Origin of the sequence: Halogranum rubrum, assembly GCF_900114455.1 — an archaeon.
Lineage (GTDB): Archaea > Halobacteriota > Halobacteria > Halobacteriales > Haloferacaceae > Halogranum > Halogranum rubrum.
The window spans coordinates 736675-756041 of record NZ_FOTC01000001.1 but is presented as its reverse complement, the minus strand read 5'-3'; the positions used below and the strand labels follow the sequence as shown (position 1 = coordinate 756041).

The 19367-nt window shown below is 62.8% G+C and carries 18 protein-coding genes and 1 pseudogene; 11 read left to right on the top strand and 8 right to left on the bottom strand.

Going from position 1 to position 19367, the window contains the following annotated elements; genetic code table 11:
• Positions 1-52 precede the first annotated feature (52 nt).
• Positions 53-796 carry a beta-ketoacyl-ACP reductase gene (locus BM083_RS03505; RefSeq protein ID WP_089865803.1) on the top strand — a complete coding sequence of 248 codons (744 nt, stop codon included), beginning with the start codon at positions 53-55 and terminating at the stop codon, positions 794-796.
• Positions 797-815: 19 nt separating this feature from the next.
• Here BM083_RS03505 and BM083_RS03500 read toward each other — a convergent pair whose 3' ends face one another.
• A complete protein-coding gene (locus BM083_RS03500; protein ID WP_177197529.1) occupies positions 816-1265 on the bottom strand; it encodes a universal stress protein in 450 nt (149 codons plus the stop codon).
• Positions 1266-1340: 75 nt separating this feature from the next.
• Here BM083_RS03500 and BM083_RS03495 point away from each other — a divergent pair, with 75 nt between their 5' ends.
• Entirely contained in the window at positions 1341-4085 is a 2745-nt protein-coding gene (locus BM083_RS03495; protein ID WP_089865800.1) for a cation-translocating P-type ATPase, read from the top strand.
• Here BM083_RS03495 and BM083_RS03490 read toward each other — a convergent pair.
• Positions 4072-5010 (bottom strand): universal stress protein, encoded by a 939-nt coding sequence (locus tag BM083_RS03490; protein ID WP_089865797.1) that lies wholly within the window; start codon positions 5008-5010, stop codon positions 4072-4074. The two genes, BM083_RS03495 and BM083_RS03490, sit on opposite strands and share 14 nt — an antisense overlap.
• 150 nt (positions 5011-5160) lie before the next feature.
• Here BM083_RS03490 and BM083_RS03485 point away from each other — a divergent pair, with 150 nt between their 5' ends.
• The 3 genes from BM083_RS03485 (at position 5161) to BM083_RS23120 (ending at position 6460) form a co-directional block, all read left to right on the top strand.
• Positions 5161-5616, top strand: coding sequence for a helix-turn-helix transcriptional regulator (locus BM083_RS03485; RefSeq protein ID WP_143085673.1), 456 nt, complete (start codon positions 5161-5163; stop codon positions 5614-5616).
• A gap of 254 nt (positions 5617-5870) precedes the next feature.
• Entirely contained in the window at positions 5871-6203 is a 333-nt protein-coding gene (locus tag BM083_RS03480) for a DUF7344 domain-containing protein (protein WP_049894089.1), read from the top strand.
• Positions 6200-6460, top strand: a complete 261-nt coding sequence (locus BM083_RS23120; protein WP_089865792.1) for a hypothetical protein — start codon at positions 6200-6202, stop codon at positions 6458-6460. Before BM083_RS03480 ends, BM083_RS23120 begins: the two co-directional genes overlap by 4 nt.
• 25 nt (positions 6461-6485) lie before the next feature.
• On the opposite strand, the gene BM083_RS03470 is transcribed toward BM083_RS23120, so the two are convergent.
• Positions 6486-8090 (bottom strand): COG1361 S-layer family protein, encoded by a 1605-nt coding sequence (locus BM083_RS03470; protein ID WP_009376226.1) that lies wholly within the window; start codon positions 8088-8090, stop codon positions 6486-6488.
• A 58-nt stretch (positions 8091-8148) separates the two neighbouring features.
• Between BM083_RS03470 and BM083_RS03465 the strand changes: the two genes are divergently transcribed.
• Positions 8149-9132 carry an ABC transporter ATP-binding protein gene (locus BM083_RS03465; RefSeq protein ID WP_049894091.1) on the top strand — a complete coding sequence of 328 codons (984 nt, stop codon included), beginning with the start codon at positions 8149-8151 and terminating at the stop codon, positions 9130-9132.
• Positions 9125-9925, top strand: coding sequence for an ABC transporter permease (locus BM083_RS03460; protein ID WP_009376232.1), 801 nt, complete (start codon positions 9125-9127; stop codon positions 9923-9925). Before BM083_RS03465 ends, BM083_RS03460 begins: the two co-directional genes overlap by 8 nt.
• Before the next feature lies 1 nt (position 9926).
• On the opposite strand, the gene BM083_RS03455 is transcribed toward BM083_RS03460, so the two are convergent.
• Both BM083_RS03455 and BM083_RS23115 read right to left on the bottom strand, forming a co-directional pair.
• The gene (locus tag BM083_RS03455) at positions 9927-10904 is read right to left on the bottom strand and encodes a transcription initiation factor IIB (RefSeq protein WP_089865789.1); all 978 of its coding nucleotides are present in this window, start codon (positions 10902-10904) and stop codon (positions 9927-9929) included.
• Between the two features lie 249 nt (positions 10905-11153).
• Positions 11154-11321, bottom strand: coding sequence for a hypothetical protein (locus BM083_RS23115; protein WP_009376236.1), 168 nt, complete (start codon positions 11319-11321; stop codon positions 11154-11156).
• A 159-nt stretch (positions 11322-11480) separates the two neighbouring features.
• Here BM083_RS23115 and aglM point away from each other — a divergent pair, with 159 nt between their 5' ends.
• Complete coding sequence (gene aglM / locus BM083_RS03450) at positions 11481-12773, top strand: UDP-glucose 6-dehydrogenase AglM (RefSeq protein ID WP_089865785.1); 1293 nt, start codon at positions 11481-11483, stop codon at positions 12771-12773.
• A gap of 20 nt (positions 12774-12793) precedes the next feature.
• Here the strand turns inward: aglM and BM083_RS23110 are convergent, their stop codons facing one another.
• Positions 12794-12940: a hypothetical protein gene (locus BM083_RS23110; protein WP_177197528.1), complete on the bottom strand. Its 147-nt coding sequence runs from the start codon at positions 12938-12940 to the stop codon at positions 12794-12796.
• 303 nt (positions 12941-13243) lie between these two features.
• Here BM083_RS23110 and BM083_RS03445 point away from each other — a divergent pair, with 303 nt between their 5' ends.
• Positions 13244-13582: a HalOD1 output domain-containing protein gene (locus tag BM083_RS03445; protein ID WP_089865781.1), complete on the top strand. Its 339-nt coding sequence runs from the start codon at positions 13244-13246 to the stop codon at positions 13580-13582.
• 574 nt (positions 13583-14156) lie between these two features.
• On the opposite strand, the gene BM083_RS23105 is transcribed toward BM083_RS03445, so the two are convergent.
• Complete coding sequence (locus tag BM083_RS23105; protein WP_177197527.1) at positions 14157-15722, bottom strand: PGF-pre-PGF domain-containing protein; 1566 nt, start codon at positions 15720-15722, stop codon at positions 14157-14159.
• Complete coding sequence (locus BM083_RS03425; protein ID WP_089865772.1) at positions 15719-16999, bottom strand: dockerin type I domain-containing protein; 1281 nt, start codon at positions 16997-16999, stop codon at positions 15719-15721. The genes BM083_RS23105 and BM083_RS03425 overlap by 4 nt, the downstream gene beginning before the upstream one ends.
• 525 nt (positions 17000-17524) lie before the next feature.
• Here BM083_RS03425 and BM083_RS03420 point away from each other — a divergent pair.
• On the top strand, positions 17525-18655 hold the full coding sequence (locus tag BM083_RS03420; RefSeq protein WP_143085672.1) for a hypothetical protein: 1131 nt from the start codon (positions 17525-17527) through the stop codon (positions 18653-18655).
• A 194-nt stretch (positions 18656-18849) separates the two neighbouring features.
• Positions 18850-19146: pseudogene (locus BM083_RS23745) on the top strand (sulfatase-like hydrolase/transferase); the annotation flags it as partial.
• Between the last annotated feature and the right edge of the window lie 221 nt (positions 19147-19367).

The following is a 19367-nucleotide window of genomic DNA, read 5'->3' as shown; positions in this document are numbered from 1 at the left end:
TCCGTCTCGGCGTACGGTTTATGATGGTTGCTAACTATCCACACTCATAGCTATGAATCTCGACAACCGGACCTGCGTCGTCACAGGATCGTCACGAGGAATCGGCCGCGGTATCGCCGAGGACCTCGGTGCACACGGTGCGAACGTCGTCGTAAACTACCGTTCGTCGGAGGGAGAGGCCCACGACGTCGTCGACGCTATCGAGGCCGACGGCGGCACCGCCATCGCCGTCCAAGCCGACGTCTGCAACAAAGACGAGGTCGAGGCGATGGCCGACCGTGTCCGGGACGTCTTCGGCGGCGCAGACGTCCTTGTCAACAACGCCGGCATCACCGTCGACAAGAAGTTCGAAGAGATGACGAGAGACGACTGGGATGCGGTGATGGACGTCAACCTCGGCGGTGTGTTCAACTGTACGCACTCCTTCTTCGACGACCTGAAAGACGCGGACAACGGCCGCCTCATCAACATCTCCAGCGTCGTCGGTCAGCAGGGTAACTACGGCCAAGCCAACTACGCGACGACCAAGAGTGGTCTCTTCGGCTTCACGCGGACCGTCGCACTCGAACTCGCTCGCCACAACACGACGGCTAACTGTGTCTCGCCGGGGTTCGTCCAGACGGACATGCTCGAAAAGGTCCCCGAACGCGTCCAAGAGAAGATTCTCGCTCGGATTCCGCTCGACCGCTTCGCCACCGTCGAAGACATCTCCGGTATCGTCCGGTTCGTCGCCAGCGAGGAGTCCTCTTACATGACGGGGCAAATCCTCGGCGTCAACGGCGGCATGGAGTGGTAAAGTAGTCGGGGGCAGACGGTCAGACCGGAAGCACCGGCACGCCTGCCGTGCGAACGACCCGGTCGGTACAGCTACCGATGTGTTGGTGACGGTGGCCTGCCACCCCGTGTTTTCCGATGACGATGAGGTCGATGTCGTGTTCGTCGGCGTAGTCGACGATTTCTCGGTGGGGCTTCCCGCGGACACAGTGTGACACGGCGTCGAGACCGCGGTCTACTGCCGCGCTGACGATCTCCTCACACGCGATTTCTCCACTGTCTTGGAGTTCTTCGAGGAACAGTTCGCCACCACTCAGCGCTGGCGTCGCGTAGACGTCTTCGTCGACGACGTACAGCGTGTGGATTCGCGCACCGTACTTCTCGCCGATGTCGAGTGCGTGTTCGACGCCGCGACGTGCGCCCTCACTTCCGTCCGTTGGGACGAGGATCTCTCTGAACATCACGAGAGAGAGTACGTCGGCAAACAGCATGAACTGCGAGTACGAGTCTCAGGAGATGAGACGCGGCGAGAGCATAATACCCTCCCTGCCGTATCCACCGCTACCATGGAGTGGCACAGTCAGTCCGTCGAGTCGGTCGTCGAAACGCTCGACACCGACCTCGCGGGGCTGTCCAACGAGACTGTCGCCACCCGTCTACAGGAACACGGCCCGAACGAACTCCGGAAGCGTGACCGCGTCTCACCGCTCGTGCTGTTCGCCTCGCAGTTTCGAGACGCCCTCGTCTACCTCCTCGTTCTCGCGGCGCTGCTCTCGCTGGCGGTCGGCTTTCTCCCCGGCGAGGACCCTGGCTACGTCGACGCGGCGCTCATCGTCGCCATCCTCCTCGCCAACGGCGTCTTCGGTTTCGTCCAAGATTACCGCGCCGAGCGCTCACTAGAGGCACTCCAGTCGCTGTCGACGCCGACGGCGACGGTCCGGCGCGACGGACGGACCGTCGACGTTCCCGCGACGGACGTCGTTCCCGGCGACCTGCTCCTCCTCGAAGCGGGTGACGCCATCCCCGCCGACGCTCGTCTCGTCGACGTGACGACGCTCGAAACCGACGAATCCGCGCTCACTGGCGAGAGTGCGAGCGTCGTCAAAGAGATAGGCGTCCTCGACGAGGCGACGCCGCTTGCAGAGCGGCGAAATCTCCTGTTCATGAACACGGCCGTCGTCCGAGGCCGGGGACAGGCTATCGTCGTCGAGACGGGGATGGACACCGAAGTCGGCGCTATCGCGACGCAGTTGGAGGAAGCCGAGGACCGCGAGACGCCGTTTCAGCGCGAAGTCGATAGCCTCGGCAAGCGACTCGGTGCGGGCGTCGTCGTCCTCATCGTCCTCATCGCGCTCACGCAACTGGTGGTCACACAGACGCCGCCGACGCTCGTCGTCCTCGTCGCCATCACGTTGGCCGTCGCCGCCGTCCCCGAAGGACTCCCGGCGGTAGTGACGCTCACCCTCGCACTCGGGTCACAGCGACTGCTCGCACGCGACGCGCTGGTCCGTTCCCTCCCCGTCGTCGAGAGTCTCGGGTCGGTCGACACCATCGTCACCGACAAGACGGGGACGCTCACGGAGAGTCGGATGGTCGTCAGTCGCGTCCTCGCCGGTGGCGTCGTCGCCGACCTCTCCGACGGTGAGGTGGCTCCCGAAGAGACGGTTACGCCTCGCATCGTCGCACGCGGCGAGACGATGCTGACGGACGGCGAGGGGGCGCCCGAACACGAGGCACTCCGGGCACTCCTAGTCTGTGGAGCGCTGTGTAACAACGCCGAACTCGACGGTGCGGAGACCGTCCGCGGCGACCCGACTGAAGTCGCGCTCTTGCGTGCGGCCCGAGACGCCGGTGTCGAACCGGATGGCGAACGCCTCCGCGAGTTCCCCTTCGATTCGGAACGAAAGCGGATGACCGTCGTCGTCGGCCACTCGGACGGGGAGACGGCGGCGTACACGAAGGGCGCACCGCGAGTCGTGTTGGACCGCTGCGACCGCATCCTGCTCGACGGAGACGTCGTCCCGCTGACGCCCGAGCGCCGGGATGCGGTGGTAGCGACGACCGATGCCTTCGCCGGCGACGCGCTCCGCGTACTCGGGTTCGCCCGACGAGAGGGCGTCACCGCCGACGCCTCGGTCGACTCGACCGACTCGGCCGATTCGGTCGAACGCGAGTTGGTGTTTCTCGGTCTACAGGGGATGATGGACCCACCGCGCCCGGAAGTCGAAGGAGCCATCGCGGACTGTCGACGGGCGGGTATCCGGGTGCTGATGGCGACCGGTGACAACGTCGAGACGGCCAAAGCCGTCGGTCGACAGTTGGGGTTCGACGCGACGACGGCCGTGACCGGCGCCGACATCGACGACGCGACAGACGAAGAACTGACCGACCTAGTGGAGTCCGCTGAAATCTTCGCTCGTGTCGACCCCTCCCACAAGGTGGCCGTCTTGCAGGCGCTCCAATCGACGGGGCGGACCGTCGCGATGACGGGCGACGGCGTCAACGATGCCCCTGCGCTCCGGAACGCCGACGTCGGCGTGTCGATGGGCGTCCGAGGGACGCAAGTCGCCCAGCAGGCCTCCGACATGGTGCTCCGCGACGACAACTTCGCGACGATTCGAGACGCCGTCGCCGAGGGCCGAGGTATCTTCGACAACATCCGCAAGTTCGTGAACTTCCTCCTCTCGGCGAATGCAGGCGAGGTGCTCGTCGTCTTCGTCGGCGTCCTCCTCGGTGCGTTCTACTTTCCGGACGTGTTCGGCGACGGAGCGGAAGCGCTCGTGCTCACGCCCGCGATGATTCTCTGGATGAACCTCGTCACCGACGGGTTGCCGGCGCTCGCACTCGGCGTCGACCCGAAGACGGCCGACGTGATGGCTCGGCCGCCCCGGAGTCGCGACACCCCCGTCATCGACGGACAGATGGTGGGGTCGGTGCTCGGGACGGGCGTCCTCATGACTGTCGTCGGGTTGGCGCTCTTCTTCACGACTCTGGACGTGACCGACGAGTTGGCCCTCGCACAGACGCTCCTCTTTACCTTTCTCGTCGTCGCCGAACTCACGCGTGCGTATCTCGTCCGGCGACACTACGGTCTCACCGTCGGGTCGAACCCGTGGCTCCTCGTGGCGGTGCTGGCGTCGTTCGGTCTCCAACTCGTCGTTCTCTACTCGCCGCTGTCGGCCGTGTTCCACGTCGTCGCCTTGTCGCTGTCGGCGTGGGGGTCACTCGCCGTCGCCGTCGCCGTGTTCGTTCTATCGAGCGTCGTGCTTTCGGCCGGTATCGACAGAGTCGCCCCCGCTACTCCGTCGTAACCTCCGCGTGCTCTCCTCGTCCCGAACCCGCCAGCGTCGTGAGCGACGCCGACGGGCGAACCGTCAGGACAGGCACCGCCGTAGTCCGGACGACGCGTTCGGTGACGCTTCCGAATATCACCCGTTCGAGACCGGTTCGACCGTGCGTACCCATCACGACGATGTCGGCGTTGTCCTCGGCGAACGCCCGAATCTCGTCGGCGGGGAGGCCGACAGCGACCGTGCCGGTCGAGTCGACACCCACGTCGGTGGCCCGGTTTCGGAACGTCTCGACGCTCTCTCTCGCGTACGCTTCGAGATGCGTTCGGATACTCGGCAGTGCAGGACCAGATTCGAACCCACCGGAGAGTGCTCGCGAGTCGACCACCGAGACCACGTGAACTCGCCCACCGGTCGCAGCAGCGAGTACGAGTGCGTGTTCCAGCGCCGCCGTCGACCCTTCACTCCCGTCAGTCGGGACGAGCACGTCGTCGTACGACGGCGTCTCGGTCTCCCCGTCGAGGTGGACCGTCAAGACCGGGGCAGACGCCGCCCGGAGGACGCGTTCGGCGACGCTCCCGAGGAGGAACCGTTGGAGCCCCGTCCTCCCGTGTGTCCCCATCACGACGAGGTCGACGTCGTGACTGGCGGCGTAGTCGACGATGGTCGTGTGCGGCATCCCCTGTCGGACGCTCGTTCGGACGCGACATCCGGCCTCCTCGGCGAGCGTCTGGACGTGGTCGACGGCGGCGTGGGCGCTCTGTTCGGCAATCGACATCCCTTCTCGACGGTCGGTTCCGACGAGTTCCTCCTCGAAGTGGCGGACGTCGACGACCGAGAGGACGTGTATCGTTCCTCCGTCGAGGCGAGCGAGTGCGAACGCGTGTCTGGCCGCGGCGACCGACCACTCGCTTCCATCGGTCGGGAGTAAGATTCGGTCGTACATACCGTGTGATACGCGCGCAACCCACTTTACCGCTCACGTGCGAGGACTTGCACCTGCAAGGAAGAACTATTTGCACGAGACGTACCTTTATCAATAGGCCGGAATGCCACTTCACAATCGAACGCCGCCGCCGAGAGCGGACGGTGTAGGATGAGAGTACTGTATCGGCTCCATCAGCAGCTTCGTCGGACGTACGGCCACTTCTTGGGTCGGCCGCCGGAGTCGAAGCGAAGCGTGGAGACACGAACGAACGGGCACGGAGACGACGCGGCCGACGTCGCCGAGACGTCCGACGCTGTGGGGACGCGGCAGTCGGAAACGACGTGGAGCGAAGCAGATTTGCTCCTCGAAGACGGCGTGACCCCGAAAGAGCGGTTCGTCGAACTCATCGAGACGAACGGCGGATGGCTCCGCCAGAAACAGCTCGTCGAGGCGACGAATCTCTCGAAGGCGACGGTGAGCCGGACTCTCTCGTCGATGGAGTCTGCGGGAGAGATCACTCGTCGCCGCGTCGGCCGCGAGAACATCGTCTACTTGTCGGGATGCGAACCGAGCAACCCTGCGAAGGCGATGCGCCCCGAGGCGGACGACCGAAGCGCGACGTAGCGTGACACAGCGCGACGTAGCACAGTCGCCCCCTCCGAGAACCCATTCGGGTCTCGACGATTTTCATTTTCAGCGGCATATCGTCCCGTCGTGTGAGAGCCAGTGGCCTCGACGACGACCACGAACCACTCCACGAGAGGCAGAACGGAGAAATCGTGAGATGCCGAATAGAACCTCCTAAACCCCCGAAACAGTACGAAACTACTCGAAACGTTCAGTATGTCCTTTAGTGACACGGGCCGTCGTTACTGCTAATGGCCGCACAAGGGCATTCGGGTACGAACCGGAACCGAGTCCAGCGCGTGCAGGACGTTCTCGGCGACCCGCGCCGCCGCCGCGTCTTGCGAGAACTTGCAGACCTCCCTACCGAACAGGTGGACTTCGAGACACTCGCCGATCGCGTTGCACAGACAGCACCGACCGACCGCGAGCGACTCGCGAGTGACCTCCACCACATCCACCTCCCGAAACTGGCCGATTTGGGAGTCATCACGTACGACGCGAAACACCGAACCATCACCCATCACACGTGTCGAGTGGCGGACGTGCTCGCACTCGCGAGCGAGGCACTGGAGCACACGCGATGAGTGACCGCTCGCAGGACCGCTGGATCAGTTCGCTCCGCGACCTGCTCACGAGTGACGTCGCGGAGACGGGTGACGCCGCGGACGCAGACACACAACGAGCCACAGCAAGCAGTGCTGGGGGGACTCCCACTACGCAGAGACAGCGGTACTTCTGTCGGACCTGTGGAACGACACTCGACGGCCACCACGGAACGTGCCCAGACTGCGGGAGTCGTATGCTCGAACCGACACAGGACTACCCCGTCGGCGGCGACTGACGCTCTGTCTCTTTCTCGCTCCCTGCTATCGCCGGAACCACCACCATCCGGACCCGAGCACGACTGCTGCGACGACGGCGACGAGTGCGACGACGGGAACGCTCGACGCCGGTTCGACGATGTCGAGTCCGACGACGGATGTGGCGGTTCGAACGACGCCACGCTCGTCCTCGTAGGTGAGCGTCACGGCGACTGGATAGCTCGTCGCGACGGCGTCGTCGTCGACGGTCACTTGTACCGCGACACGGGCCGACTCGCCAGGGGCGAGCGTGCCGACGTACGCTGCGGGGACGTCACTCGATAGCGGGTCGACGGCGTCGATAGCCACCCGAACGTCCGACACCGTCTCCGAACCCGTGTTCGTGACGACGAGTTCGAGTCGGTTGTCCGAGTCGACTTCGACAGTCGACTCGGCCGTGTCGATGGCGAAGACGTCTCGACGCGCACCCACCACACGCGAGCGGTCGAGACGGTCGCTGACCGCGTCGTAGCCTGCTGCCGTCTCGTACTCCACGACGAACCCGAACCGCCGTGGGCCGGGGTCCGCGTCGTCGGGAACGGCGACGGTGAACTCGAAGGGGACCCGGTCGCCGGGTTCGAGGTCACCGAGTGGATACGTCCGTTCGACGACGGTGAACGCCTCCGGTAGCGTCTCGACTACCAAGGCGGCGTCAGTCACCGGTCGGGTCCCCGTGTTGACCACCTCGCCACCGACACGGCCCGTCGCGCCGACGCGGAGCGTGTCGTTCGGCGACTGGAGGTCGAAGGTCTGTTCGGCGTCCGGGCGGAGACTCACGGTCAAGGGAGGTGAGGTGTGGGCAATTCCTTCGGAGTCGCGGTAGTCGACGACGGCACGGAGCGGGTACGCTCGACGGGCAGCGTCGGGGACGACGTCGACGACGTAGGACGCACGACGCGTCTCACCGGGTTCCCACGACCCGACGAACGTCTCGGCGACCGTCGCATTCTCGGCGAAGCGGATCTCGGGGTCACCCGTAGTGAGGGTGATGACGGCGTCTCGGGCAGTGTTGACGCCGTCGTTCGTGACCGCGACGGTGACCGTCCCGCGACTGCCGACCTGCACGTCGCTGTCGACGTCTGTCACCGAGAACCGGGGTCGGTCTTCGACGCGGACGACGAGTTCGACTCGTTTCGAGACGTCCCAGTCGCTGAACCGGGGTTCGCGCTCTGGGTTGTCGGTCTCGTAGCGGACGATGTGCGTGTAAGTGTAGGTCACGACGACCGGTAGTTCGTAGACGCCCGGTTCGGCGTCGTCGTCGACGGTGACGGTGAACTGATAGGGGCCCTGGGTGCCGATGGGAACCGTCCCGACGGGGTAGCGTCCGGTGTCGATTTCGATGGGTGCCGACCCGGGTCTGAGTTCGAGCGTCGTCGCACGCGCCGTCGTCACGCGTTCGAGATAGGAGGCAGGGCCGCCGCGGTCGATAGTGCCCGTGTTGGCGACGTAGACGTCGAGCGTGGTCTCTTCGCCGGGGACGAGCAGGTCGTTCGGCGCGAACACCGAGAGGACGGGTTCGCCGACGACGCTCTGGTCTTCCTGTCCGAAGGCGGGGAGAGCGAGCGAACACACGACGAGACCGACGAGGAGGACGCGGAGGGCGGTCCGCATACCCTCTAGAGAGGTCACTTACGACGATATATGTTGTCTCGGCACCTCTCTCTACGATATGGTGTCCCCGGCTATCGAACTGTCGGGCCTCACGAAGTACTACGGCGACGTGCGCGGCATCGAAGACCTGACGCTGACCGTCGAACGCGGCGAAGTGTTCGGCTTTCTCGGTCCCAACGGTGCCGGGAAGTCGACGGCGATTCGGGCCCTCCTCGGCTTCCTCCGTCCGACGTCGGGCGAAGTGACGCTTCTCGGAAAGCGCGTCGCCGACCGACACGAACTCGTCGAGGTCAAACACGAACTCGGCCACATCCCCGGTGACTTCGCGTTCTACGACTCGCTCAGTGGCCGTCGGCATCTCGACTACTACGAGTCACTGCGCGGGGGCGAGCGACGCGCCGAGTTGGAGGCCCTGTTTCCTGCCCCGTTCGACCGAAAGGTCGGGACGTACTCGCGTGGGAACCGACAGAAACTCGCCATCGTGCAGGCGTTCATGCACGACCCGACGCTCGTCGTCATGGACGAACCCACCTCCGGCCTCGACCCGTTGGTCCAGCGTACCTTCTACGAGTTCCTCGAAGCGGAGCGCGAGCGAGGTGTGACGGTGCTGTTCTCCTCACACATCCTCAGCGAGGTCCGGCGCGTCTGTGACCGCGTCGCGGTCATCCGAAACGGGAGACTCGTCGCCGTCGAGGACATCGACACACTCCTTCGAAAGAGCGGGAAAGTCGTCCGTGCGACGCTCACCGAACACCCACCTATCGAGACGTTCGACCTCCCGGGTGTCGTCCGCGGCGAGTACGAGTCGAAGGGTGTTCTCAAACTCATCGTCAACGGCGGGTACGACGAACTGTTGGACCGCCTGTCGAGTTACACAGTCGAAGATATCGAGATTCGAGAGGCGTCGCTCGAAGACGTGTTCATGCACTTCTACACCGACCGAGACGACGGGGTGACAGAGAACGAACGGAGTGAAGGCGACACCGAGAGACGCGAACGCGACGGCGACGACGCCCTTCCTGCGGAGTCGACCGATGCTTGAACTGTACGCCTTCGAAGTCCGTCGCCGTGGGCGACAGACGCTCCTCTTGACCGTCCTGCTCGTCGCCACTATCGGACTCGTCGTCGGCCTCTATCCGTCGATTGCTGCCTCCGGTGTCGACTTCGAAGCCTACGTCGAGTCGTTTCCCCCGGAGGTGCAGAACGCCTTCCTCGGCAGCGTCGAGAACATCGGCACCGTCGAAGGGTTTCTCGTCACCGAACTCTACCAGTTCGTCTGGGTGCTCCTCCTCGGCATCTACTTCGGTTACGTCGCCGCGGGGGCAATCGCCGGAGAGATAGAGGGCAACTCCATCGACCTCCTGTTGGTCAACCCCGTCTCGCGGTCACGCATCGTCGTCGCGAAGTGCTTCTCACTGCTGCCGACTATCGTCGTCGTCAACGGCGTCGCGTGGATGGCGGTGCTCGCCGCCGTCGCGTTCGTCGGTGAAGATATCGACCCGCTGGACCTGCTCGTCCTCCACGCGCTGTTCGTCGTCTACCACGCGTCGTCGGCCACCATCGGACTCCTCGCGTCGGTGCTCGTCGACCGAGTTCGTGTCGCACAGGGTATCGCCATCGCGGTACACTTCGCACTCTATCTCGTCGACAGCCTGACACTGGACACCGACTACGAGTGGGTCGGTGACCTCGCACTCTCGCGGTACTTCGATGCAGGCGCGATCCTCGTCGCGGGCGACGTCGACTGGCCCGGAGTGGCTTATCTCGTCGTCGTCGCTATCGTCCTCGTCGTCGTGAGCGCCGAACTGTTCGAGAGAAAAGACGTCACCGGCTGAGTTAGCCGACCAGACCTAACGCTTCCATCTGCTCTTGATACCGCGTTCGGATGGTAACTTCGGTGACGTCGGCGACGTCGGCGACGTCCGCCTGCGTCTCCTTCTCACCGCAGAGCATCGAGGCGAGATAGACCGCCGACGCGGCGAACCCCGAGGGCGACTTCCCGGCGTGGAGACCCTCTTCGGTCGTGTCGGCGACGATTTCTGTAGCCTTCTGTTCGACGAGCGACGAGACGCCGAGCGCCGAACAGTAGCGCGGGACGTACTGACTCGGTTCGGCGGGACTGACTTCCAAGCCGAGTTCCTGCGAGAGATGTCGATACGCTCGGCCGACGCGGTTGTGGTCGACTCGGGCGACGTCCGACACCTCTTCGAGCGTTCGCGGGATGGCCTCACAGCGCATCGCCGCGTGGAGCGCCCCCGTCGCGACACCCTCGATAGAGCGCCCGCGGATGAGGTCTTCGTCGAGTGCGCGGCGGTAGATGACCGACGCCATCTCCTGGACGTTGTCCGGCGCTCCCAGCGCAGAGACCATCCGGTCGATTTCGCTCAGAGCGAACTGGAGGTTCCGCTCGCCGGCGTCGTTCGTCCGGATGCGCTGTTGCCACGTCCGGAGGCGGTTCATCTGCTTGCGCTTCTCGTTCGAGAGGTTGTGTCCGTTGGCGTCTTTGTCGCGCCAGCCGATTTCGGTCGTCAACCCCTTGTCGTGCATTGCGGGCGTCGTCGGCGCACCGACCCGCGACTTCTGGTCGCGCTCCGACTGGTCGAACGCCCGCCACTCGGGACCGTGGTCGATGTTGTCCTCTTCGACGACGAGACCCGTCTCTTCGTGGATGAGGTCGCCGTCGTCGGTGCGAACGAGTTCCGACTCGTCGATGTCTTCTGCTCGCTGTTCGGGTGATTCTTCGTTCGTGTCCGTCGACCGGCCGTGTCGCTCTGACCGGTGTCGGGACGAGCGCTGAGCTGTCGGTTGACTCACTACCGTCGCTCACCCGTTCGTCGAACCTGTGCTGCGAACCGAGACCCGTCACTGCGTACTGCTCGAAGTTGGCATTCCGGCATGGAATTTTACTACACTCTTGAGCCTAAAAGGACTTTTGGCTATCAAAAGTTCGAAAATCACGGGTTCTACGTGTTACTTATCGAAGATATGTTTATCCCGACTCGTTTTCTGCTGACTCTGGGAGATGGCGTCCAGAAGATGGAGAGCTTCGAATCTCCCGTGAGTTCACGAGAGACGACTCAGTCGCCACGCGACGACGAGCACTCCGGCGACGAGAACGCCGACGACCAGTGGGTCGACGCCGAGACGGGAGGTGGCGAGTCGACCGAGAGCGTACAGTGCCCCGGCGAGGACAGTAAGGGTGAACACCGGATAGCGGTCGACGAATCCCATTGATTTCTCGTGCCGAACGAACGACGTGAGTCACTTCGGTTAGTCGACGCCCACGACAAGAAACCCCATGGTTAGTCTGTCGCTACTGGTGGTATCCTGTAAATACGAACCCGTCAACTGACGAAACGTTCAACCTGCTCGACCGAGTCTCTCTCGACAGTGAACGTCAGTATCATCGGCAGTGGGTACGTCGGCACGACCCTCGCGGCGTGTCTGGCGGACCTCGGCCACACGGTCACCGCGATCGACATCGACGAGTCCATCGTCGAACGACTCAACGCGGGCGAAGCGCCCATCCACGAACCCGGCCTCGCGGACCTCCTCGCAGAACACGCCGGCACGCGACTCACCGCCACCACCTCCTACGACGCCGTCCGCGACACGGACGTCACCTTCATCGCCCTCCCGACACCCTCACGCGACGACGGGAGTATCGACACCAGTCTCGTCGAGAAGGGGACGGAGTCGCTCGGTGAGGCGCTCCGTGAGAAGTCGAGCCCCCACCTCGTCGTCGTCAAGAGTACGGTCGTCCCCGGCACGACAGCAGAGCGCGTCGGCCCGATTCTCGAAGAGACCACCGGAAAGACACTCGGCGACGGAATCGACGTCGCCATGAACCCCGAGTTCCTACGCGAGGGTCACGCCGTCCTCGATTTCCTTGACCCCGACAAGGTCGTGTTGGGCGCGGAGAACGACGAGGCACTGGCGACGCTCCGCGAACTCTATCGGCCGCTCACAGACGGAACAGATATCCCCGTCGTCGAGACGGGACTCCGCGAGGCCGAGATGATCAAGTACGCCAACAACGCCTTCCTCGCGACCAAGATCAGCCTGATGAACGAGTTGGGCAACATCTGCAAGGAGTACGGCGTCGACGCCTACGAAGTCGCAGACGCTATCGGTCTCGACGAGCGCATCGGGTCGCAGTTCCTCGCCTCCGGTGTCGGATGGGGTGGGTCGTGCTTCCCGAAAGACGTCGCCGCACTCATCGCCGCTGCCGACACGGCGGGCTACGATGCAGAGCTCCTGAAAGCCGCCGTCGGTGTCAACGACCGCCAGCCGAAACGCCTACTCGCGCTCCTCGACGACCACGTGGACGTCTCGGACAAGCGCGTGGCCGTGCTCGGACTCGCCTTCAAGCCCGGCACCGACGACATCCGTGAGTCACGTGCCATTCCCGTCATCGAGGGACTGCTGGACCGTGGCGCGGACGTCGTCGGCTACGACCCCGTCGCGACAGACCGGATGCGCGAACGGTTCCCCGACGTCGAGTACGCCGACAGCGCGGCAGACGCGCTTCGTGACGCACACGCCGCCGTCGTCGTCACCGACTGGGACGAGTTCGCGGCGCTCGACGACGAGTTCGACGCGATGGCTCGTCCGATAGTCGTGGACGGACGGCGCATCGTCGAGCGTCGTGAGGGGTTGACCTACGAAGGACTCACCTGGTAAACAAAAATCGACGCAGCGCGCTAGAAGACGAGTGCGAACAAGAAGAGCAGTACGAAGCAGTACGCGAGGACGACGAGGACGTTCCGCTTCGGTGCTGCCGGTGCGAGGCCGGGAACGACCGTCGAGAGAGCGTGGTTCTGCCGCGGGCTACGACTACGAATATTCATCACTCTATCTGATGGATTTCGAGACGTATACACCCTGCCGATTGTTCCACGGTACAGTCTACTGTTTCCCGAAGTAATTCGGTGCATATCCTTCTCGAATGCGCCTCAGTCTATCGGTTTTCGCCATCACATTGTGACGAGAGAGTGTCTGGATATACGTCAAGTGAACACTTTCGTGTGCAACAGTTCCGTCCGATAGGCGGTGTAGAATTATATCACCGATGTCCGTACTGATGGACGATTGTCTACGAATCACAGCCGAAGCATAGATAGGACAAAAATTTGACAGAGTCAGAGGCGAAGATGCAACGAGATAGAGACGAGTGGAGTGGTAGCGTTTCCGACGGCGCAGTAGCGACGTCGACGTACTACACGGAGTTCACCGGTGACGAACCGGTATCGATGGCAGTCGTCCGGGCAGTGGCTGCCGTGACGGGTATCGAACCAGCGGTTTTGACGCCGCTCGGAGAGTGCATCGAGACGGACGCATTAGAGACGTTGTTCGGCACCCCCGTCAGGACGATGGCGACCCGGTCCCTTCGGTTCAACTACGCGGGATGTCTCGTCACTGTCTGTGGCGACGGGTCGATAGCGCTCACCGTTCCAGAGTACGAGAACTCGAACGGAGTCGAGAACTGCTGAAGCGGACGAGACACGGCCATCTCTCCGTCCACCTATTTTTCGTCCAACAGAGGTCGATACGGAATGGTGGCGACGCGCGAGCACGACTCCGGTAGCGGTAACCCTCCCGTGTACACCCCGCAGCGCGAAGATTCGAGAACTACGAAAGTTGCCAAAGAGGAGTCAAAGGATAGCAGAATGTCCGTAGAGAAGACAAAACTGCCTGAGTTATTGAACAATCTGTGTCTCCCATCTGGCCGTGATGACATCCGACCGACGGCTCGCGATTTTAGCCCGACGTACAGTCACTTTTTCAACTAATATAACAGAATTTATACTACACGCGCTACTACTCTCAAGTGTTCCGGGCCCCGCAATACACCGGTTCGCGTGCCAAAACGACCGCATTGCGACCCGGAACATTTTCATACTCCTTTAGACCGAAGAGTTCTCTCTCTCTCAGCGGGCGGGTGAGAAACTATCGTCGTGGTCTCTAGCTGAGTTCGAGCGACGGCGTCACGACTCGCGTTCGTGGCCCTACGTCTGTGCGCTCGAGTTGCGTGGTCGAAAAAAGCGGGAGTCGTTCGCCTCGTGCTCAGTCGCGTCGGAGTGTTCGGGATCTCACCCCGACGAGGACGAGTGAGACGAGAACCACGAACAGGACGACGGACAGGCCCGTGTCACTCGAGACGTCAGTAGTTACTGGCGGTGTTGTCGTCGCCGTCGCCGTCGTCTCTGCGGACGTCGTCTGCGCCGGCGTCGTCGCCGCTACGGGCGTCGGATCAGGAGTCGGCGACGGAGTCGGTGTCGACGTCGGTGGCTCCGTCACCGCGAACGTCGAGAATCCTGGCGTCTCTGCGGCGAACGAACCGTTACCGAGCGACGTGGTGTTCAGTCGTTCCCACGCCGTCCCGTTGTAGTGCCACAGCGCCACGGCTGCCGAGTCCTCGGACTCCGTCACGTTCGCGACGGTGAACCGAATCGTCGCCGTGTCGATAGTCGTGTTCTCGATGCCGTCGGTGGTCACCGTGAAGTAAGAGAGCGCGTGCGCCTCTTCGGTGGCCAGTTCCGGAACGTTCCCTGCCGACGAGTTCGGCGCGGACAGTTCGACGGAGTATCGGCGCTTCTCGGAGGTGGTCCGCCAGTCGAGTTGACTCACGCTGACTCGATTCGACCCGTCGACCTGCTGCAGGTCGGTGAACTGCGCCGACAGCGACGTGCCCGACGTGCCGTGTTTCACGGAGACGAGCGTACTGGTCTGTCGCTGTGAGACGGTGACTTCTGGTAGTTCGGGTGTGTCGTCGTCGTCTCCACTGCTTCCACCGGAGCTACCACTACCGCCGCTACCGCCACTCCCGCCACTACCACCGCTTCCACCCGATGGCTGCGACGGAGTCGCCTCCGGCGTCTCAGTCGGTGTCTGCGTCGGTGTCTCGGTCGGTTCGGGCGTCTGCGTCGGCGTCTCGGTTGGGTCCGGTGTCTGCGTCGGTGTCTCGGTCGGTTCGGGCGTCTGCGTCGGTGTCTGCGTCGGCGTCTCGGTTGGGTCCGGCGTCTGCGTCGGCGTCTCGGTTGGGTCCGGCGTCTGTGTCGGCGTTTCGGTTGGGTCCGGCGTCTGCGTCGGTGTCTCGGTCGGGTCCGGCGTCGGTGAGACGACAGAAGCCGAGGTATCCTGGTAGTCTTCGACACCGATTTCGTTCCCCTCGGCGTCCGAGAGTTTCGTCTCGTCTTCGACGAGTGAGATGGGCGACTGCGCCTCTGCGGACCCCACGAACTCGAAGGTGATGTGCGCGAGCGCCGGGCTATCGGCGCTCGAATCGTGGAGTTGGTTGAGCGTGACCCACCCCTCGTCGTTGTCTGTCTCGTGGACGGGACCGTCGAAATCGTCAGTCCCCGAGACAGCGGTAACTTGCACGACGTCCGGGTCGAACTCGACAGTCGTCTGATAGCCGCCGACGGACTCGGCGTCCGACCAGACGACGAGCGTCGCCGTCTCACCGGCTGTCCGTTCGATTGGACCGCCATCTGTCGACCCCGCAGTCTCGCTGATTCCGACCGTCGGAGTCGCTGCACTCACGACGGCGAAACCTTGTATCGTCCCGAGCGTCACCGCGAGGACGAGCAGCACCGAGAGGAGTCGCGTCAGTGGTGAACGCGTCGTCATTGGTCACCTATCAGGTTCCGAATGCGTACTGCATCCGCGATGTCGACGTCACCGTCGTCGTCGACGTCCGCCGCCTCGACGTCGATGTCGTCGTTCTTCTTCGCGATGTACTGTTGGACCTCTCTGACGTCGTCGTCGTCGACGTCGCCGTCATCGTCGACGTCGCCGGTTATGGGCGTCTCCGGTTCTGGTTCTTCGCTCGCGCCGAAGCGCTCTGCGAAGTCGAGGTCGAAACTGAACTCGCTGTCGCTGTCGTCCTCGAACTCGTCGAGCGACGGCGAGTACGTTTGGACGAGAATCCGGTCGTTGTCGTCGGACCCGCCGCCGGGTTGGAAGGTGAGCAGTCGCATCCAGCCGTCGCCACCGTGTGAACGGTCCTGATAATCGGCCACCATCTCGTAAACATCGAGGCCGTCGTCGTTCTCTGAGATTTGGTGAGCTTCACCGTCGATGTCGGTGAAGTGACCGTTGAAGATCATGAACACCTGGCTGTTCGACCGGATGAGTTCCTTCCACGTCCTGCCGCCGGAATTCCCGTTCGGGCGATTGTCGTCGGGTTCGCCGCCGATAGTCGTTTCACCCCACTCACCATCGATTCCCGCCATCCGGACGCCGGTGTCTTTGAGGTACGAGTGGGTCGTGATGATAGTTGGATGGTCGGGGTACTGCTGAAGTATCTCGTGCGCCCAGCCAAACGGTGTCTCTGCGTCGTTGATGCTGCCGGGAACTTCCCACTCGAGGGCGAGGTGGAGGAACTCGTAACCACCGGCCGAGAAGAACTGGTAGTGACTCAACCCGTCGGGACCGCTCCCGCCGTACCAACTCTGTCCTGCGTACCGGTCCGGACCGAAGTACTGCCGGTAGTTCTCGATGCTTCTCACTCCCCACGTTCCTTCACGAACCCAATCGTGGTTGCCGGGAACCGTCGAGTACGGGAGGTTGACGTCGTCCAACCGTCCCATCACGTCGTCGATTCGCTCCCACTCGTCTACGTTCTCGGCAGTCTCTACGAGGTCGCCCACGTGCGTGACGAACTCGATGTTCTCCGAGCCAGCGTTGTCGGCAATCCACTCCGTCTGGGCGTAGGCGTACTCGATGAGCGACGACGACTCCGCGTACTTCTGTGTGTCGGGGAGGACGGCAACCGTCCACGGTTCCGAACCAGTCACGGCGGTTGCGACAGACGTGCCAGCCCTCGTCAGGAACGGTGCAGTCGCACCGATACCGAGTGCTTTCAGAACGGTTCGTCGACGAACGACACTCGCTTCATCTCGCATATCGTGAAACGCGTCGTATTCGCGCTTGGTGCGTGCGCTCGTCCGTCGTGGGCGTTGCTGGTAACGAATAATCGTGGGTCATATTATCAATTCTCACTAATTTCTATCGATAGATAGTGCAAAAGTTATGATTCGAGTAACGAACGACGGGGCCGTCACGGGGAGATTAATTCAGCACTTTCGATTCGGTTAGTAACTGATTTTGCCGATGTGGCCAGAGGCAGAGAGCGCGTTCGACGGCGGTGCAAAATTCCGCCGAAACAAGACTATTATTGAGGTAAAAACGCCAGACGGTGGAACGTTCTGCAACGATCAGTAGCTCCACACTACGCGACACACGCCGGTTTGTAGCTTACTAACCGAGAGGAGAGAGAAGTGGTATCCAGATACTTACTAAGTCAATAGACTCCGTTGTCAGATGATGACTATGAAAGTGTCTGTACGACTACTGCGATACCTACGCTATCGCTTATCTCGACAGCCGGTACAATCTGGAATCATCGATAGATGGTGGAGCACAAACTGATGAGTTACTACAACTTCTTCGACACGTATCTGGTGGAGGTTCGAGGAGACGAAGGTCGGTCGGTCAACCAGCATCACCGGATGTACGACCACTTCCTCGAAACGTCTCCCGACCGCGAACCCGACCTCGTCATCGAGATGACGACGCAAAAACCCGACCCCGACACGGTACTCGGGACCCCGAAGTCCTACTACGGGCGTGAGGGAGATCGGTTCGTCGTCCGGAAAGGCTCGAACTACATGAGCGTCAACGCCGACTGGAGCCACATGTGGGTCTCGCCCAACTGGGAGCCGTTCAACGTCGTCTACCCGCTCGAGTACGAACTCAGAAAGCGGTTCGTCGACGACGGCTACGCGCTGGTGCACGCCTCCGGCGTACAGTGGAACGGAAGCACGTTCATCTTCCCCGCGTGGCGAAGCGCCGGCAAGACGAACACGCTCCTCTCGCTGCTCGGGTCGGGCGGCGACTACCTCGCGGACGACCGCCTCTGGGTCAACGCCGACGGTTCGGTTCGGGGCTACCCACTCGGAGTGAACATGCAGCCACACAACCTCGAATCGTTCGGCCACGTCACCGAACGCGACGAGGACGAGAAACAGACGTTCAAACAGCGCGTCGCGGGGTTCGTCGACAAACACGCCGACCAGACCCGCTCGACGCTCGACGAGGGGGCTATCTTCCTCACGAAGCGGTTCCTCACCGAAAGCGGTCGGACGTTCACGAGTCTGAGCGAGGTACTGCCCGGGTCGAAGTTCGTCGACAGCGCAGACGCCGACGGCGTCGTCGTACTGCGTGCAGCACCCACGCAAGACACCATCTCTATCGACGAGATCACCTCGGACGACGCACTGACAGAGACGGTGACCATCAGCGACTACGAGTGGAACGGCCTCCTCCGTGAGTACTTCTACGCCTTCGACACGCTGTTCCCCGAGTTCGACAAGACCACCGAGTTCGAGTCGGTGCTCGAAGCCGAGCGTCGCATCTTCGCCGACCTCTTCAGCACCGTCCCGACGTACCGTGCGTTCGTCCCGCGAACCCGAGACTGGGTCGAGACGGGGATTGCAGACGACCTGCGGTCCAGCCTCTCCGAACTGAACCCACCGCTCGAAGCGACGCCGTCGCGGTAACGCTGCACCGATACCCTCGACTCGCGCTGTTCTGAACGTACTGAGACGTCTCACCCTCCTGTTCTCCGTGAGAACCATCGACCGTTCGCGCCCACGTTCATCAGTAGCCACAGCCTACTGCGTGACGGAGTCGTGGGAGAGAGTGGTTAGCAAGTTCCGACTTATCGCTCTTACCAGCGTACGGGTAATAGCGTATGAGCAGAGATATTGTTTGGATTACCCTCGAAAGCGTTCGGCAAGACCACACGACGCTGGGTGGATACGACCGGGACACGACGCCGTTTCTCAGCGAACTCGCCGCTCGCCCCGATGGTGCCGCGTTCACGAACTGTTTCTCGCACGACATTTGGACACGCTCGTCCAGTGCGTCCATCCTGACCGGGTTGACGCCGTCGGCACACCGGACGTGGTCCGAAGACGCCCGGTTGTCCCGCGACATCCCGACGATTCCCGAGGCGCTCCGTGACGCTGGCTACCGGACGGCTTGCATCTCGCCGAACCCCCAACTGAGCGAGGTGACGGGACTCGCCCGCGGGTTCGACCACTTCCACTACCTCGGGAAGGAGACGCTCTTGAAGGAGGCGGGCCTCCCGACGATGGTTCGCTACCTCGCCGGTATCAACCACCACTCGGCGGGGTTCACCCGCGACACGCCGAAACACTCTATCGGCTACCTCAACGTCGCACTCGCGAAGCGACAACGTCGACGCCG

Coding starts and splice junctions, on each gene's coding strand:
- BM083_RS03505 (WP_089865803.1), top strand. CDS start 53: ATGAATCTCGACAACCGGACCTGCGTCGTCACAGGATCGTCACGAGGA.
- BM083_RS03500 (WP_177197529.1), bottom strand. CDS start 1,265: ATGCTGTTTGCCGACGTACTCTCTCTCGTGATGTTCAGAGAGATCCTC.
- BM083_RS03495 (WP_089865800.1), top strand. CDS start 1,341: ATGGAGTGGCACAGTCAGTCCGTCGAGTCGGTCGTCGAAACGCTCGAC.
- BM083_RS03490 (WP_089865797.1), bottom strand. CDS start 5,010: ATGTACGACCGAATCTTACTCCCGACCGATGGAAGCGAGTGGTCGGTC.
- BM083_RS03485 (WP_143085673.1), top strand. CDS start 5,161: ATGAGAGTACTGTATCGGCTCCATCAGCAGCTTCGTCGGACGTACGGC.
- BM083_RS03480 (WP_049894089.1), top strand. CDS start 5,871: ATGGCCGCACAAGGGCATTCGGGTACGAACCGGAACCGAGTCCAGCGC.
- BM083_RS23120 (WP_089865792.1), top strand. CDS start 6,200: ATGAGTGACCGCTCGCAGGACCGCTGGATCAGTTCGCTCCGCGACCTG.
- BM083_RS03470 (WP_009376226.1), bottom strand. CDS start 8,090: ATGCGGACCGCCCTCCGCGTCCTCCTCGTCGGTCTCGTCGTGTGTTCG.
- BM083_RS03465 (WP_049894091.1), top strand. CDS start 8,149: ATGGTGTCCCCGGCTATCGAACTGTCGGGCCTCACGAAGTACTACGGC.
- BM083_RS03460 (WP_009376232.1), top strand. CDS start 9,125: ATGCTTGAACTGTACGCCTTCGAAGTCCGTCGCCGTGGGCGACAGACG.
- BM083_RS23115 (WP_009376236.1), bottom strand. CDS start 11,321: ATGGGATTCGTCGACCGCTATCCGGTGTTCACCCTTACTGTCCTCGCC.
- BM083_RS23110 (WP_177197528.1), bottom strand. CDS start 12,940: ATGAATATTCGTAGTCGTAGCCCGCGGCAGAACCACGCTCTCTCGACG.
- BM083_RS03445 (WP_089865781.1), top strand. CDS start 13,244: ATGCAACGAGATAGAGACGAGTGGAGTGGTAGCGTTTCCGACGGCGCA.
- BM083_RS23105 (WP_177197527.1), bottom strand. CDS start 15,722: ATGACGACGCGTTCACCACTGACGCGACTCCTCTCGGTGCTGCTCGTC.
- BM083_RS03425 (WP_089865772.1), bottom strand. CDS start 16,999: ATGCGAGATGAAGCGAGTGTCGTTCGTCGACGAACCGTTCTGAAAGCA.
- BM083_RS03420 (WP_143085672.1), top strand. CDS start 17,525: ATGAGTTACTACAACTTCTTCGACACGTATCTGGTGGAGGTTCGAGGA.